A 16168-nucleotide genomic window follows, 5' to 3' on the forward strand; every position below is an offset into this window, starting at 1 on the left:
CGGTTATTTGTATTCAAAAAAATCGTTTTCGGTTAGGCTATTTCGGCTTTGCATATTTAATTGCTGCATTATTTGTTCTGCTGATTGATCACTTTGGTTTGTTAAACCACCTTCGCCTTGCATAGGTGTTTTAAACTCTGTATTTGCCAATACCACCGATGATGACACCAAGGTGATAAGTACAAGTGTTGTTTTCAGCTTAGTCATAATGTAATCCTTCAATAATATGCATTACCTGTATAAATTTGCACTGAGGTGGTTACAATTCACTTCCTTGTTATTCTTTTTAATAGGCTCCCTTGCCTATTTAGGTTGTCTTTGGCAACTCAGAATTATGCTTACACCACAGCGCATTAATCGTCTACGCTTGTAAAACCTCTGCTTTAAAAAGTTTACCGTTTGTGTTGGTGTCAAACTTTGCAAATGTGCCAGAAAATACCAGCGCTATTGCAAGCAAAGTTGGGTATCGCTTTTACATATCGATTCCTTCGCTATGCGTTTATAATAAAATGCCCTGTGTATTACACTGTCCTTGTTATTCTTTATGGTAAGCTCCCTTGCCTACTTAGGTTGTCTTTGGCAACTCAGAATTAACGTGCCACTGGGCGTTAACTACTCAAAGCACTCACTTATGCTTTGTCGAACTCACTCTTAGATAGCTCGTTGTTTTTGTCAGTATCAAGTTTTGTAAACTGACTCATTAATTCAGCATCAGCAGATGCTTCTAACGGGCTTAATGTGCCACTGCCATCTTTATCGAGTGTGTCAAAATCTGTTACTGCAAAAGCCGCTGATGAAGAGGCTAAAGCCATTAATACCAATGTTGATTGTGCCTTTTTCATAATGAAATCCTTCATAGGGTTAGGGGAGTAGCCAATTGGCGTTACCCACGTTTTGCTTAATACAGCTTAACTATTACAACTTCAGTTACAACTTCAGTGCCATGTTTTATTTTCAATTAATAAACAATGAGTTATGCGATAAGTATATGGAAAAATTAAGTTTCGAGGGGTATTTTTGTTGCTTTTTAGCAACAGTTAGATGAGCCACTTAAAATAAAGCAATAGAATCAACAGCTTATGATTTATAAAAAAGCCACACATGAGCTAAAAGCTAACTAAAAACATAATCTGGGGAAGTTTAAGAATAAACTAAAGCTGAACAGCTTAATTAAAACAATTAAACGTCATAAAACCTAAAACATAACCAATTGAAATATATTGATATTTAAAAAATATTTAGCGTTTATTTTTTAAAAGCATGGCAAGCCTGTAAAAAACAGGCATTTGTTGCCAAATGGCGAATTTAGTAAAAGGCAGGGATTAAAAAAAGAGCGCATTGCATTTAGTTGGGCATAACAAATTGGCGTTTTTAAAGTATAAAAACAATTTAACTACTTCCAGCCTTGACGCCATTTTTGTGTGTCTTTTAAATCTCGCCAGCGTATTGAGTACTGATTTTTAGAAAATACCGACTCGGTAAGGCACTCAATTACATTACCCTCTTCATCGTATTCTACTTCTACAATGATAAAGTGTTTTTCTTTATTGATAGCTGGAGTGGCAGTCCACTTACTGTTTAGTAATTTTTTAGGGTTTAAGTTATTCATTAAATAATCTAGTGTGCTTAATTAACACTAATACGACATAACCCGTTGTTTAGCTCAACATAAAGTTAGGCCGTATTAATGTTACTTCATCAACTTATTGGTTACTCAGCGATTAACTTACCTTTATACATTTTCATTTGGCAATGAAAGTCGTACTCACCTGCTTTTAGTGCAGGCAAAGTGATTGTATTATCTCCCATTGCAAGGCTTTCACTTACATCAAGCTGCGGGAACACCATAGTTTCGGCGCACGGTGCACTGTCTTTTCTATCAAATGTAAGTGTGACTTTTTTATTGGCCGCCACCTTTATATGACTTGGTTGATAAACGCCGTTATCTACCACTATGGTTTGCGTATTATCATTACTGTGTATTTGCTTTGGCTTATAAAGCCAAAACCAATAAATAATGACCACTATTAATACTGCACCAAGTAAATTTATCATTAACATTATCGACTCCTTAGCGCTTATTGGGTTTATAAAAACGTAAGCGATTAGCATTGGTGACTACTGTCAGTGATGAAAGCGCCATAGCTGCGCCCGCTACTACTGGGTTTAGCAGTACACCAATAAACGGATACAACACACCAGCTGCAATAGGAATGCCCGCAACATTATAAATAAATGCACCAAACAAGTTTTGTTTAATGTTTTTAATTGTTGCGCTGCTAATGGCAATAGCATCGGCAAGGCCATGCAGTGAGCCACGCATTAAGGTAATATCGGCGCTTTCTATGGCTACATCTGTACCTGTGCCAATTGCAAAACCGACATCTGCTTTAGCAAGCGCGGGGGCATCATTGATCCCATCACCCGTCATGCCTACAATCTCGCCTTGCTGTTGACGTTTAGTGACTTCGTTTACTTTATCCTCTGGCAACACTTCTGCGATAAAATCATCAATACCGACTTTTTTAGCCACAGCGTGTGCGGTCGCTTTATTATCGCCAGTGAGCATTACTAGATGAATACCTTCATTTTGCAGGCGCTTGATTGCCTGTACTGAGTCTTCTTTTAGCGGGTCCGCCACCGCAATTAAGGCCATAAGTTGGTTATTACAGGCAAAGTACATCGGGGTTTTTGCATCATTTGCAAAGGTGTGTGCTTGCTCTGTGGCGTCATCAACTGCAATCTCGTATTTATCCATAAGCGCTTTATTGCCAAATAACAGTGTTTGCTCATTCACCGTTCCACTTACACCTTTACCGGTAATGGCATCAAAGTCGGTAACTTTACTCAAGGTTACATTTTGTTTTTGAGCGTACTGTGTAATCGCCTCCGCAAGTGGGTGCTCAGAGCTACTCTCGAGGCTTGCAACTAATTGCATTACGTTATTTTCATCTGCGTTATTAAACGTTACAACATCTGTTACCTGTGGTGCACCTTGGGTGATAGTGCCGGTTTTATCTAAAATCATGGTAGTAATTTTAGAGGTAGTTTGCAGTGACTCGCCATTGCGAATTAATATGCCAAACTCGGCGGCTTTACCTATTCCCACCATTACCGACATAGGCGTTGCTAAACCCAACGCACACGGGCATGCAATAATCAGCACGGTGGTTAACGCTACCACTGCATAAGCAATTGAAGGGGCTGGGCCAAAATTCAACCATGCAAGGGCTGCTAGTATCGCAATTATCATTACTGTGGGCACAAAAATGCCCGATATAACATCGGCTAATCGCCCTATTGAAGGCTTAGAGTTTTGCGCGCGTTTTACCATATTAATGATATTGGCAAGGGTTGTTTCTTGGCCTATATGTGTGGCTTCAAATAATAATGTACCACTTTTATTAATGCTGCCAGCAACCACTTTATCGCCAGCTTGCTTACTCACTGGCATAGGCTCACCCGTGAGCATAGATTCATCTAATCTGCTGCTACCTTCGAGCACTTCACCATCTACCGGGATTTTTTCGCCTGGGCGTACCCTTACATGGTCGCCCTTTTGCACATCACTAATGTCTATATCTTGCTCTGCGCCATCGCGTATTACACGGGCTGTTTTTGCTTGTAAGCCAATTAAACGCTTAATAGCCTGCGAAGTACGTCCACGCGCTTTCACTTCAAAAGCTAGGCCTAAACTAATTAACCCAATTATCATTGAAGAAGCTTCAAAATAAACGTGCCTTGCAACCTCAGGTAGTAAGCTAGGCGCAAGTACAACAAACATTGAATATAACCACGCAGTGCCCGTTCCCAAAGCAATAAGCGTATCCATGTTAGCACCATGATTTTTAAATGACTGCCAAGCACCTTTATAAAATTGCTTACCTGCTACAGCCATAACGACAAACGTGATAATACTGACCACACCCCATGCAATTCGCTGGTTAGTGGTTGTCACGCTCATATCAAAAATAAGCCCATAAATCATAAGCGGTACGCCCACACCTAAAGCCAGCATCATGTTGCGCATTAGCTTTTTGTAATGTGCCTCGTCTGACTTGGCTTTTTCATCAAGCGCATCTTGCTCTGATGTGTTATCCATAGGTTTTGCGCCGTAACCTATATTTTCAACGGCGCTAATTAATGTGCTTTGCTGCGCGCTGCCCTCTACTCGTACGGTGCGATCTGCAAAGTTCATTTCGACATTGTTTGCGCCTTGCACACTATTGAGGGCTTTTTCTATTTTGGCTACACAACTGCCACAATTAGCACCTTCAATAATAAAGTTTTGCTCTGTTGTTTTACTGCTACTCATTGCACATCTCCGCTTTTGTTTGGCTCAACAAGTGGGTCAACAAACGTCTCTATTAAGCTACACACATCACTTGCAACAGCGCCGTCTGCCGATGTTTCCCACTGTTTTAACGCCGCTTGCATACGCACTCGTAATTTAAGGGTTTCTTGAAACAAGGCTTCGGTTTCTTCTAAACGTTTTGCAATAATTTGCCGTGTAAGTGGGCATGGGCAATGCCCTTGTTCTGACTCGCCAATGATATGCTGTATATCTTTTAGGGAAAACCCGAGCTTTCGGGCGCTTATAATAAACTGTAAACGTTGGCGGTCTGCTTTTGTATATTGTTGATAACCATTACTTTGGCTACGTATGGGCGTTAAAAGGCCTATTCGTGTGTAATGACGAACTGTATCAGGCGTTACACCCATTAACGTCGCTAATTGCTTAACATACATAATTTAGCCCCCTTAGATTTTAGAGCTCAATTGTAAACCTATGTGTGACACACAGGTCAATAGAGGGGAGCATTAAAGCATAATTTAAATTTACTGGAGCTGATAAAATAAAAGCGCGCTAATGAGCGCGCTTAAAAAGAGGCAGAGAGATTAATTTTCTTGTTGGCGAGAGGCTTTTAGCTCTTCACTTAGCTCTCCGGCTATTTGCTGAATTTTTGGCATTGCATCTTGTACTAGGCTTTGCGACATTTGCATAGACTCTTGCATTACTACAGGCATTTTTTGAAGAATTTTTTGCCCTGTTTCAGTTTTATAAAACGCCAGCATGTCGGCAATTTCTTGCTCGTTAAAATGTTTGTCGTAAACGTTAACCATCATCGGCTGCATTTTTTTCCAGCTCATTTCGGTTTTAAGTACGTTGGTCATATCTGCGTAGTATTTATCAAAAATAGCTTGCTCAGAGGGCTTAACACCCATTTGTGCAGACATGTTTTTCATCATGCCTTCAACTTGCCCGTACATAGAATCAACCATAGCATCCATGTTCATCACGTTTATCAGCTCATCTATTTTTTGCTGCTTAGTTGCCTCGTCAGCCAATACGCTGCCAGAAAATATAAGTAACGAAAGTAATAGTGCCTTAGCCATTGTCATATCCTTAAATATAAAAAGTAAGACCATACTCACATGATTAATATCAATCCGCAATAATACTTACTCATTTTGCGGGGCTAAACGTGCCGTTACTTACGTTAAAAAATGCTCATTCAGAACAATTAAATAGCTAATTTTTTACTAAATTATCAACACGTTTTACCAGCCTCAGAGTAAATTACTTAATTATGCGAACGGGTATAAAATAGTTTGTAAATGTGTAAACCCATACTAAAAAGGCCAAATAAAACATGTTTATTTGGCCTTTTTATCAGTGCACAGGGGCTAATCGTCTTCTACGTTATCGAGCCCTTTTGTGCCTTCCTTTGCTTTAAGCTTATGATGAATCGCTGATTTTATTAACATATACCCACTAATAGGGGCAGTAATTAATAAAAACACGGTAATTAAAATCTCTTTTACGCTTATGGTGTGCACCGACGTGGCAAAAAACACCATTGCAGCAATTAATATGCTGGCCATACCCAATGTTGTTGCTTTAGTAGGGCCGTGTAAGCGCATGTAAAAATCAGGTAATTTAATTAAGCCCAGCGACCCTATTAAAATAAATAGCCCACCAAAAAGTAGTAATATTGATACAACCCACTCGCTTATCATTTTAATATCCTATTCAATTAAGTCGCCGCGTAGTAAATACTTACAAACTGCAACAGTACTTATAAAGCCAAGCATCGCGATTAATAACGCTGCTTCAAAGTACAAACCAGTGCCCATACTAATACTGTATAAAATAATTAACGCGATAACATTAATGTACATAGTATCTAGGGCTAAAACTCTATCAGGCACTGAGGGGCCTATAATTAATCGCCATAGGTTTAACAGTAACGATAAACCTATCATGGCAAATACAATAAGTAATACAGTATCTAACATTGAAATATCTCCTTTAGGGGAGCTTCGTAGCGCTGTTTAATTTGTTTAATAAGTGCCTCTTCATCTTTTAAATCAAGCACATGTATAAGTAAATAGCGCTGTTTAGGCTTTTCGCCTTCATCTAGTGACTCAGGAATAGGATATACCTCGGCACTTACTGTACCAGGTGTAAGAGATACACAACTGGCAAGAATAGTAATGGGCATATCGTGTATTAAATCTATAGGCACTTTAACAAAAGCAGGACGTAACTTTTTAGCTGGACCAATGATTAATAAGGCTACCTGTAAATTAGCAACCACTATATCGTAAAGTACAATGAGCAATTGTTTTAGTGCCAAACCTGGTTTTAGTATTAAAGGTTGCGGATCACGTAATGAAACACTTAATAGCGGAATAAATATCGCAAAAAACGTAGCTAATACTATATGCCCTGCGGATACACTATTATTAAGCAACAACCAAATTAAAAATAAAAACAAACTACGAAACGGCGTTGGCAACCAACGATAACGGGCTTGTAACCTCATTACTCACCTCCCTTCATAACTGCATTAATGCCACCACTTATATCATGCAATTGCGTAGCAGCACTGACCATGTATTCACTTATTGGTCCGCCAAAAACAACTAACAAAGGTGAGCACGCAAGTAGCCCTACAATTATCATCACTTGTAATGGGTGAGCATTTTCGCCCTCGGCGCTTTCTGTTTTATTGCCTTTTCTTTCCCAAAACAGACTTGTACCAGCACGAGAAAGTGCAACTAATAAAACAAAGCTAGCAATTAAATAAACAGGCCAAAATAGTAAGGCTTGCTCGCTATTTAAGGTTGTTTTGAGGATCCAAACTTTTCCAACAAACCCCGATAGCGGCGGCATACCTACTACGGTTAATGCAGCAATTACAAAGCATGCTCCCAATAAGTAAGGTTGGTTTACGGCTCGTCCGGCAACCAGTCTATCCCCTACTTTGCCCCTTTGTGTGGCAATTAAATCAGCTAATAAAAATAGTGCAGCGCTGACTAATGTGGAGTGCACTAAATAATAAAGCAGTGCAGCTGTTGCAGTGACGTTTTGCAGTGCAATTAGAGCGACTAACGTGCCCACTGATACAACAACTAAATTTGCCGTTAACTTACGTAAATCTTGCGCAGCCATTACGCCAATTGCACCAACCACTATAGTCGCAATGGCTAAGCCCCATAACCACGATTGCGCCATATGTTCAAGCTCACCGGCTTGCTCACCAAAAATAACGGTATAAACGCGCAGCATGGCGTATACACCCACCTTGGTCATAATAGCAAATAAAGCGGCAACCACAGGCTTTGCACTGGCATAAGTATTAGGTAGCCATAAGTGCAAGGGGAGCAATGCGGCTTTTAAAGCAAATACAACTAACAGCAGTAAGCCGCCGGCCTTTGCCAAAAAGACATCATCGCCCGTTAACAGGGCTACTTTTTGCGTCATATCAGCGATGTTTAATGTACCCAGTACGCCGTATAAAATACCTAAACCAATTAAAAATACGCTCGAGCCAACCAAATTTAATATGACGTATTGGAGCGCTGCACGGGTATTTTGTTTATCTCCGGCATGCATAAGTAGTGAGTATGAAGCAATCAACAACACCTCAAAAAATACAAATACATTAAATAAGTCACCCGTTAAAAATGCCCCATTAACGCCTAATATTAAAAAATGAACTAATGGATGAAAAAAGTTTCCTTTTGCATCATCGCCGGCACAGCCATATAAAATGACTCCCATTCCTAAAAAGGATGTAAGTGCAACCAATAAAGTAGAAAGCATATCGGCAACAAGCACTATGCCAAAAGGAGCAGACCAATTACCAATAGCGTATACATTGATACCACTGTTATATACATGGATTAACAGCAATGCACTGACAATAAATGTGATCACCGCCATGATTGACGAGGCAATACGGCGAATACGTAAACTTTTACCACAGGGTGGCAAAAGCAATATTACCGCTGCCAACATAGGTAATAAAATAGGCAAAGAGGTTAAATGTTGAATCATTTTTGCTCCTTGCTATCGGCTGCACTTTTGATGATTTGCCCATCAACATGATCGCTTCCTAAATCGGCTCTACCACGTATAGCCAAAATAACCACAAACGCAGTCATTGCAAACCCTATCACTATTGCAGTAAGTACTAGTGCTTGAGGTAAAGGGTCGGCATATTCAGCCCCTGTACCAAGCACAACCGCTTTATTTATGGTTAAGCGACCCGCAGAAAACAAAAATAAGTTAACGGCATAGGAAATCATAGTAAGGCCAAGCACTACCGGAAACGTACGGGCTCTTAGCAGTAAAAACACTCCACAACTAACTAATACACCAACGCAAGATGCGTACAATAGCTCCATTAAATATTTACCTCTTTTTTCTGGGTATCTGCTGTCATGTTGCCAAGGCTTGCTAATATCATTAACGTGGCTCCAACCACTGTTAAATAAACGCCTAAATCAAACACAATTGCGCTTGCAAGTTCTGTTTTGCCAATAAATGGGATATCGAAATAATCAAACCACGTAGTTAAAAACGGCCGTTCAAAGAACCAGCTACCGACCCCAGTAAACAAGGCAATACCGATACCTGATGCAATAATTTTACGGTAGTTGACTGCAAAGCGCTCGCTTATCCAAGCTGAGCCATGAGCCATGTACTGCAATATAAAGGCAATTGATGTTACTAAACCTGCAATAAAGCCGCCGCCAGGTAAGTTATGACCACGTAAGAAAATATAAGCCGATACTAATAATGCAAGCGGTAATAAGCTATGCGAAATACTGGCAAGTAGTATAGGGTGGCGCTCGCGAGCCCATGGGCGCCCTTCACCATCACTTGCTGGCATGAACAATGGAATACGAGAAAGCACTTTAAATATACCCAACGCTGCAATACCCAATACGGTTATTTCGCCTAGGGTGTCAAAGCCCCTAAAATCAACCAAAATAACGTTTACTACATTGGTACCGCCACCTCCTGTTTTGGCATTGGCTATGAAAAAATCTGATATCGATTCGAGTGGGCGTGTAAGTAATGCATAACATATACTTGCCACCACAACACCTAATGTTGAGGCTATCCCTAAATCCCTGAGTACTCGTAACGAGCTAGACTCTTTAGGCGTATGTTGTGGTAAGAAAAACAATGCCAACATTAATAAAATAACGGTTGCTACTTCTACCGTTAATTGCGTAAGCGCTAAGTCGGGCGCAGAAAAACGCGTAAACGCCACCGACACCATGAGTCCTACAATAGAAATCATTAGTAACGCAACTACGCGTGAGCGATGCCAAATAACGGTAGCAAAAGCACCTATAATCAGTAGGCCTGCACCTATTGCGTTATGCACATCAACCGGAATACGCGGCATACTGCCCGCTAATTGTTGCATTTCAAATAATGGCCAACCGGCACATAACAATACCACCGCCAGCATTACAAAAATGTAGCGTTGTAATGAGCCGTTTTCGATAGTGTTTACCCTGCTTTGGCACCAATTAATAACTTTAAGCACAATTAGCTCAAAGGTTTTTTTAGCATTAAGTGGCGGTAATGATGCTTGAAATTGAAATAGGTATTTACGATTTATATAAATAAACAAACCACCCACTACTGCCATGGCGCTCATTAATAGCGGTAAGTTAAAACCATGCCATATAGCCAGTTCATACTCTGGTACCTTTTGACCAAGTACAGCCAAAGACGCAGCAGATAAAATGCCATCGACTGAAAAATGCGGGAACAAACCAACCAGCACACACAGCACAACCAGTACTTCAATGGGTAGTCGCATGTAACGCGGAGCCTCATGCGGCTGGCGTGGTAGATCAATTGGTTCGCCATTAAAAAATACATCGTGAATAAAACGCGACGAATAAGCCACCGATAACGCCCCTGCAATAGTGGCTAACACCGGGATTAACCACGACATAGAGCCAAGCACTTGCTGATGTAAGGTTTCGGCAAAAAACATTTCTTTAGATAAAAAGCCGTTAAGCAATGGCACACCCGCCATTGAAGCAGCCGCAACCATGGCAAGTGTGGCCGTATACGGTAAATACCGCCACATACCATTAAGCTTACGCATATCACGAGTGCCGGTTTCATGGTCAATTATACCTGCTGCCATAAATAGCGAGGCTTTAAACGTGGCATGATTAATAATATGGAATATTGCCGCCACAGTAGAGAGCTCAGTATCTAGGCCCAATAACAGGGTAATTAACCCTAAATGGCTAATGGTTGAGTACGCTAACAGGCCCTTTAAATCGTGTTTAAATAAGGCGATATAAGCGCCAAATAAAAGCGTTGTTAAACCGGTTAAACCAACCAGTAAAAACCAAGTATCTGTACCAGAAAGTACTGGGTGAAAACGCGCTAATAAAAATATACCTGCTTTTACCATAGTCGCAGAGTGTAAATACGCGCTAACAGGGGTTGGGGCTGCCATAGCGTGAGGTAGCCAAAAATGAAATGGAAACTGTGCCGATTTAGTAAATGCACCTAGCAAAACTAATACCAGTGCTGTTTCGTATAAATCATGTGATTGAACAATTGCCTTGCTAGCTAAAATTACATCTAGGTCGTAACTGCCAACTATATCGGCCACTAACATTAAACCTGCCAGCAATGCTAAGCCACCGGCACCAGTAACAGCTAGCGCCATGCGAGCGCCCTTTCGTGCTTCTGTTTTATGCCACCAATAGCTAATTAATAAAAACGAGCTAATGCTGGTCAGTTCCCAAAACAGCCAAAGCTGAATAACATTGTTAGACATAACAATGCCCAGCATTGCGGTCATAAATAGCAATAAGTAACTATACAGCTTAGCTAAGGAGTCGTTTTTACTCAGATAATAACGTGCGTAGGTAATTACCAGTATGCCTATGCCTAAAATCATAAACATAAACAGTAAGCTCAAGCCATCAAGACGAAATGATAAGTCCAGTCCAACAGCGGGGATCCACGTTACAGCATAACGAATTGTTTCACCTGCTAAAATAGCGGGGGTGTGGTATAGCGTAATACCTAATGCTGCTAAAGGGGCAAGTACAGTGACAGCTGCAGCTTGCGTACGGGATAGTTTGCCGGTGCATGAAGAAATAACACTGCCAATTAAGGATAACAAAGGTATCCAGAGCAAAGTCATAATGTAGGGCCTTTTATAATCATAAGTTTATCCTTACGTTTTATACATCACGAAAAGATGCTTTTACTGTCTGTTTTTAAACGACATTAATACGTACAGTTATACTTATAAACGGCCATTTTGTCTATAGATAGCAAGCCTAATCGATTTAAATTTAATCAAGCTGAGCGGTTTTAGCAGCATTGATTTGATCAACCCACAAAGCCCTGTACCGCTTTGATAAACCTAGTTGTTGATACTGCATAATTGACCATTGCTTAGCTGGCTTATATGCCACGCCGCCTTGCTGGCAACTTAAGCTTTTGTACCATCCATTTGGCGCAGCCTCACCTTGCGAAATATATAAATTTGGGGCCACGTATCCTTGGCGTTTACACAACCAACGCTGTTTAGAAATAGGCAGCGTATATTCATCTTCAAAACCACTAAAGTGCATTAGCTCATGCAAAAATACATTATAGTTTGCTTGGGTACTTAGCTGCATTTTTTTACCTGTTACATTGGCGCTGCCGCTCGTACCCATAATTACAGTGTAGTCATAGCCGTTAGTAGACTGCGCTTTTAAGTACGCCTTTTGCCATAGGCAATTAGCCATGCCCGAAGTGGTAGCGCAGTCAATTGCGCCCCCAGCGTAAACCGGTTTACTTAAGCAATACGCCCCGCTTTGCGGCTCAGGTTTTTTATTATACTGCGCGGCAAAACTTGATAACTTAAACAAGGCTTCTCTATTTACACCTAATAGCAGCACATTGTAACTACAGCTATTGTTAATCGGCGGGCGTGTATTTAACGCTGCAAAACCAAGTTGATGTAAAAAGGAAGGCGAAACTTGCTCATAGTCACTCCCTTTGTGCAGCGCTAAATGGTTAAATGCCGCGCCTTTAGGCAGTAAGTTTTGGGTTAACAATAGTTGAAGGTCATTCCAGCGACCTTGCTTTAAAAGAGCATGCGCGAGTTGTTGGCGCTTGTTATGCCCAACATGCTCAATACTTTGTAGCCAAAATAACTTTGCTTGTTCGTTTTTGCTTGCATTGATAAGCGTCAAAGAATAATTGTACTGGGCTGATGGGATATTTTTACGCGCTAAAAAGCCTAAGGTCAGCTCGGGAAGATGTGCAATATTATTTGAAAAGTAACGGGGGAATTGCCAATAACTTTGCAGCGGATTAGCCTGAGCGTGAAGTACATGCCAAAAGCTAATGCTGCTTAAGTGGTTGCTAGAGCCTGCAATAAGCAGGCTAAATAGCAAACCAATCAGATAACACACGTATTTAACTAGCGTCTGCACCAGCCATAAGCTCAAGCTCTAAACGTGCATATTTGTATTCAATAAACTCATGCACATTAGTGGATAATGCCAACCTAAAGTAATCAGCAGCTAAAAACTGCTCCCCGGCTGCTTGGTGCATTTTGGCTAAATAAAAGTACGCCTCGCACAAGCGCTGTGCGTATTCTTGCTCTGACTTAACGCCCTCGCTAATACCCGATAAAAACGTATGCTCACTCATATCGCCGGTATAAAGCGAAATTAACTGATACGCCCATTGCGATTCATCAAGGGCTGCAGCATTTGTTTTAAGAGCCGCTAATGCTTGTTGTTTATCCTCTTGTGATTGTGCAAGGTAAAGCCATAACACACGATAAGGATCGTTTGGTGAACGCGCTAAAAACTCATCAAAGTCACTTTGCGCTAGGTTTGCTCTTTCACCATAATACAGTGCAATGCCACGGTTTAAATAAGCGTATTCATGCTCTTCATTAAGCTCAAGGGCTGAGTCAAAAAACTCATACGCTTTTTCGTATTGCTGCATTAAAGTGTGCTGAATACCTAAAAAGTTATACACCTCAGCTAAATCAGGCTTTAGTTTTATAGCGCGGTTAAAATCAATGCGCGATAACGTGGTCATTCCTAAGCTATCAAATAATACCCCACGGTCATAATAAAGCTTAGCTTGTTGCTCGGTACTTAAATCGGCTCTATTTAACAGCTCAGAGTAACGTGCAATCGCAATTTCACTTCTAAAGTCAGATGCAAGGGGTGCAGTAAAAGGCACATTAACAATCGGCGTAGGTTTTGATTCAGTCGTGGTTTGGCAAGCGCTTAAAGACAAAATAGCAAAAGATGCCAAAGCTAAATGTTTGAGTATCATTAAAATCCTTAATACCAAGATATATCGCAATAAAAATAAGACAGACCTTGTCTAATAAGGTTTCATTAAAGCATAAAAAAAGGGGCTAAACAGCCCCTTTTTTATTATCCCGCGTATATTAACGGGTTAAAGTTTAGCAATTATGCGTCTTTCGACTCATCAGCTGCAGGTGCTGCTGATTCCATTGCTTCTTTAATGCTTAGACGTACACGGCCTTGGCGGTCTACTTCTAGTACTTTAACTTTAACTTCTTGACCTTCACTTAAGTGGTCAGTTACGTTGTTAACACGCTCTGTGCTGATTTGAGAAATATGCACTAGGCCATCTTTACCAGGAAGAATGTTTACAAACGCACCAAAGTCAACAATACGTACAACTTTACCAGTGTAGATAGTACCTACTTCTAGTTCTGCTGTTAATTGCTCAATACGTGTAATTGCGTTTTGCGCGCTTTCACCGTCTGTTGCAGCAATCTTAATTGTACCGTCGTCTTCAATTTCAATTGTTGTGCCAGTCTCTTCAGTAAGTTGACGGATTGTAGCGCCACCTTTACCAATTACTTCAGCAATCTTCTTAGCAGGAATTTGCATAGTGTAGATGCGAGGAGCAAACATTGATAATTCTTCAGAAGGAGCAGAAATCGCTTCATCCATCACACCTAAAATGTGTAAACGTGCAGCTTTTGCTTGTTTAAGCGCAATTTGCATGATTTCTTGTGTGATACCTTCAATCTTGATATCCATTTGTAGTGCAGTGATACCGTTAGTAGTACCTGCTACTTTAAAGTCCATGTCACCTAAGTGATCTTCATCACCTAAGATATCTGAAAGAACAACAAACTTCTCATCTTCTTTCACAAGACCCATCGCGATACCCGCAACAGACGCTTTAATTGGTACACCCGCGTTCATAAGAGCTAGTGACGTACCACAAACAGATGCCATTGAAGACGAACCGTTAGATTCAGTGATTTCAGATACAACACGAATTGAGTAAGGGAACTCAGTAAGTGTAGGCATTACAGCAGAAATACCACGCTTAGCTAGGTTACCGTGACCAATTTCACGACGCTTAGGAGAACCTACAAAACCAGTTTCACCTACACAGAATGGAGGGAAGTTGTAGTTAAGCATAAAGTGGTTTTTGTGAGTACCCGTTAAATCATCGATTAACTGTGAATCACGTTCTGTACCAAGTGTAGCTGTAACTAATGCTTGAGTTTCACCACGAGTAAAGATTGCAGAACCGTGAGTACGTGGTAATACGCCTGTCATTACGTCTAATGCACGGATCATGTCTGGTTCGCGACCATCGATACGTTTTTCACCAGCAGTGATGCGGCCACGTACAATTTTCTTCTCTAAAGAACCAAATACTTTACCTACTTCTTGCTTATCAAGTGTTTCATCTTCAGCAAGCTCGCTTGTAAGCGCTTCAATTACAGCGTCTTTTGCTGCAGTTAATGCTTCTTTACGCGCTACTTTATCGGTAATACGGTAAGCTTCACCTACTTTATCAGCAGCAAGTTCAGCTACTTTTTCTTCAAGCGATACGTTTTTCTCAGGTGCAGACCAATCCCATGTAGGCTTGCCCGCTTCTGCTTTAAATTCGTTGATTGCGTTGATAATAGCTTGAGATTGCTCATGGCCGTATACAACTGCGCCTAGCATTACGTCTTCAGCTAGTACGTCAGCTTCTGATTCAACCATTAGTACTGCGTTATCAGTACCTGCAACTACTAAATCAAGTTGGCTTTCTTCAAGCTCTTTTAGTGTAGGGTTAAGTACGTACTCACCGTTGATGTAACCAACGCGAGAAGCACCAATTGGGCCGCTAAATGGGATGCCAGAGATAGCAAGTGCTGCTGATGTACCAATCATCGCAACCATATCTGGTTGGATTTCAGGGTTTACAGAAACAACAGTTGCAATAACTTGTACTTCGTTTACGAAACCATTTGGGAAAAGCGGACGAATTGGACGGTCAATAAGACGTGCAATAAGTGTTTCGCCATCGTTAGGACGACCTTCACGCTTTAAGAAACCACCCGGGATACGACCCGCAGCGTACATACGCTCTTGGTAGTTAACTGTTAGTGGGAAAAAGTCTTGACCAGGTTGAGCTTCACGCTTACCAACGACAGTAACTAATACTGACGTGTCGCCGATGCTTGCTAATACTGCGCCGTCTGCTTGACGTGCGATTGCACCTGTTTCTAGGGTAACTGTGTGTTGACCTAGTTGAAATTCTTTAATAATTGCTTGCACTTAAAATATTCCTTAAATGTTTTTATATTTCATTAATAAGTGTCATTAAAAGGGCCAATTACAGTACATAATTGTATTCAGTTGGAAATCAATTAAGTACTACAATTGGCAAAATTTTTAATGACTGCAGATAACCTATTTATCTACGCGCATAGTATATACCAAAGCGACGTAAAATTGCGAGCCTACCCAAAGATAAAACGTAATCGCTTTTGCCACATTATTTTTTAATTGTTTTATCGCAAAGCGTTTAATTAAGCGT

16 protein-coding genes are annotated in these 16168 nt (G+C 40.7%); all 16 read right to left on the reverse strand.

The features are described 5' to 3' along the window. Window positions 1-3: 3 nt before the first annotated feature. Window positions 4-207 (reverse strand): hypothetical protein, encoded by a 204-nt coding sequence (locus tag NQT65_RS05105; protein WP_064386783.1) that lies wholly within the window; start codon window positions 205-207, stop codon window positions 4-6. Between the two features lie 422 nt (window positions 208-629). Next, on the reverse strand, window positions 630-842 hold the full coding sequence (locus tag NQT65_RS05110) for an EF-hand domain-containing protein (protein ID WP_004585903.1): 213 nt from the start codon (window positions 840-842) through the stop codon (window positions 630-632). Between the two features lie 551 nt (window positions 843-1393). Continuing rightward, the gene (locus NQT65_RS05115) at window positions 1394-1609 is read right to left on the reverse strand and encodes a TIGR02450 family Trp-rich protein (RefSeq protein ID WP_256850649.1); all 216 of its coding nucleotides are present in this window, start codon (window positions 1607-1609) and stop codon (window positions 1394-1396) included. 101 nt (window positions 1610-1710) lie between these two features. Further along, window positions 1711-2061, reverse strand: a complete 351-nt coding sequence (locus NQT65_RS05120; protein WP_256850650.1) for a cupredoxin domain-containing protein — start codon at window positions 2059-2061, stop codon at window positions 1711-1713. Between the two features lie 10 nt (window positions 2062-2071). Next, window positions 2072-4315: a heavy metal translocating P-type ATPase gene (locus NQT65_RS05125; RefSeq protein WP_256850651.1), complete on the reverse strand. Its 2244-nt coding sequence runs from the start codon at window positions 4313-4315 to the stop codon at window positions 2072-2074. Further along, the gene (locus NQT65_RS05130; RefSeq protein WP_004585899.1) at window positions 4312-4749 is read right to left on the reverse strand and encodes a MerR family transcriptional regulator; all 438 of its coding nucleotides are present in this window, start codon (window positions 4747-4749) and stop codon (window positions 4312-4314) included. Before NQT65_RS05130 ends, NQT65_RS05125 begins: the two co-directional genes overlap by 4 nt. Before the next feature lie 150 nt (window positions 4750-4899). After that, on the reverse strand, window positions 4900-5397 hold the full coding sequence (locus tag NQT65_RS05135; RefSeq protein ID WP_054982209.1) for a DUF2059 domain-containing protein: 498 nt from the start codon (window positions 5395-5397) through the stop codon (window positions 4900-4902). A gap of 291 nt (window positions 5398-5688) precedes the next feature. Then, window positions 5689-6021, reverse strand: a complete 333-nt coding sequence (locus NQT65_RS05140) for a Na+/H+ antiporter subunit G (RefSeq protein WP_004585897.1) — start codon at window positions 6019-6021, stop codon at window positions 5689-5691. A gap of 9 nt (window positions 6022-6030) precedes the next feature. Beyond that, a complete protein-coding gene (locus tag NQT65_RS05145) occupies window positions 6031-6300 on the reverse strand; it encodes a K+/H+ antiporter subunit F (protein ID WP_004585896.1) in 270 nt (89 codons plus the stop codon). Then, complete coding sequence (locus NQT65_RS05150) at window positions 6294-6830, reverse strand: Na+/H+ antiporter subunit E (RefSeq protein ID WP_029772199.1); 537 nt, start codon at window positions 6828-6830, stop codon at window positions 6294-6296. Before NQT65_RS05150 ends, NQT65_RS05145 begins: the two co-directional genes overlap by 7 nt. Next, window positions 6830-8347 carry a monovalent cation/H+ antiporter subunit D gene (locus NQT65_RS05155; protein WP_256850652.1) on the reverse strand — a complete coding sequence of 506 codons (1518 nt, stop codon included), beginning with the start codon at window positions 8345-8347 and terminating at the stop codon, window positions 6830-6832. Before NQT65_RS05155 ends, NQT65_RS05150 begins: the two co-directional genes overlap by 1 nt. Then, window positions 8344-8697 (reverse strand): Na+/H+ antiporter subunit C, encoded by a 354-nt coding sequence (locus tag NQT65_RS05160; RefSeq protein WP_004585893.1) that lies wholly within the window; start codon window positions 8695-8697, stop codon window positions 8344-8346. Before NQT65_RS05160 ends, NQT65_RS05155 begins: the two co-directional genes overlap by 4 nt. Then, window positions 8697-11489, reverse strand: a complete 2793-nt coding sequence (locus NQT65_RS05165) for a monovalent cation/H+ antiporter subunit A (RefSeq protein WP_024033786.1) — start codon at window positions 11487-11489, stop codon at window positions 8697-8699. Before NQT65_RS05165 ends, NQT65_RS05160 begins: the two co-directional genes overlap by 1 nt. A 154-nt stretch (window positions 11490-11643) precedes the next feature. Then, window positions 11644-12777: a hypothetical protein gene (locus NQT65_RS05170; RefSeq protein ID WP_256850653.1), complete on the reverse strand. Its 1134-nt coding sequence runs from the start codon at window positions 12775-12777 to the stop codon at window positions 11644-11646. Further along, window positions 12761-13639 carry a lipoprotein NlpI gene (nlpI, locus tag NQT65_RS05175; protein ID WP_029773956.1) on the reverse strand — a complete coding sequence of 293 codons (879 nt, stop codon included), beginning with the start codon at window positions 13637-13639 and terminating at the stop codon, window positions 12761-12763. Before nlpI ends, NQT65_RS05170 begins: the two co-directional genes overlap by 17 nt. A 140-nt stretch (window positions 13640-13779) precedes the next feature. Further along, complete coding sequence (gene pnp, locus NQT65_RS05180; protein ID WP_004585889.1) at window positions 13780-15906, reverse strand: polyribonucleotide nucleotidyltransferase; 2127 nt, start codon at window positions 15904-15906, stop codon at window positions 13780-13782. Window positions 15907-16168: the final 262 nt, after the last annotated feature.

It is taken from the genome of Pseudoalteromonas agarivorans, assembly GCF_024518735.1.
GTDB classification, from domain to species: domain Bacteria; phylum Pseudomonadota; class Gammaproteobacteria; order Enterobacterales; family Alteromonadaceae; genus Pseudoalteromonas; species Pseudoalteromonas atlantica.

Excerpts from the sequence above, each read along its gene's own strand:
- NQT65_RS05120 (WP_256850650.1), bottom strand. The coding sequence starts at position 2,061 with ATGTTAATGATAAATTTACTTGGTGCAGTATTAATAGTGGTCATTATT.
- nlpI (WP_029773956.1), bottom strand. The coding sequence starts at position 13,639 with ATGATACTCAAACATTTAGCTTTGGCATCTTTTGCTATTTTGTCTTTA.
- NQT65_RS05160 (WP_004585893.1), bottom strand. The coding sequence starts at position 8,697 with ATGGAGCTATTGTACGCATCTTGCGTTGGTGTATTAGTTAGTTGTGGA.
- NQT65_RS05110 (WP_004585903.1), bottom strand. The coding sequence starts at position 842 with ATGAAAAAGGCACAATCAACATTGGTATTAATGGCTTTAGCCTCTTCA.
- NQT65_RS05150 (WP_029772199.1), bottom strand. The coding sequence starts at position 6,830 with ATGAGGTTACAAGCCCGTTATCGTTGGTTGCCAACGCCGTTTCGTAGT.
- NQT65_RS05125 (WP_256850651.1), bottom strand. The coding sequence starts at position 4,315 with ATGAGTAGCAGTAAAACAACAGAGCAAAACTTTATTATTGAAGGTGCT.
- NQT65_RS05145 (WP_004585896.1), bottom strand. The coding sequence starts at position 6,300 with ATGTTAGATACTGTATTACTTATTGTATTTGCCATGATAGGTTTATCG.
- NQT65_RS05135 (WP_054982209.1), bottom strand. The coding sequence starts at position 5,397 with ATGGCTAAGGCACTATTACTTTCGTTACTTATATTTTCTGGCAGCGTA.
- NQT65_RS05165 (WP_024033786.1), bottom strand. The coding sequence starts at position 11,489 with ATGACTTTGCTCTGGATACCTTTGTTATCCTTAATTGGCAGTGTTATT.
- NQT65_RS05105 (WP_064386783.1), bottom strand. The coding sequence starts at position 207 with ATGACTAAGCTGAAAACAACACTTGTACTTATCACCTTGGTGTCATCA.
- NQT65_RS05130 (WP_004585899.1), bottom strand. The coding sequence starts at position 4,749 with ATGTATGTTAAGCAATTAGCGACGTTAATGGGTGTAACGCCTGATACA.
- NQT65_RS05155 (WP_256850652.1), bottom strand. The coding sequence starts at position 8,347 with ATGATTCAACATTTAACCTCTTTGCCTATTTTATTACCTATGTTGGCA.
- NQT65_RS05140 (WP_004585897.1), bottom strand. The coding sequence starts at position 6,021 with ATGATAAGCGAGTGGGTTGTATCAATATTACTACTTTTTGGTGGGCTA.
- NQT65_RS05115 (WP_256850649.1), bottom strand. The coding sequence starts at position 1,609 with ATGAATAACTTAAACCCTAAAAAATTACTAAACAGTAAGTGGACTGCC.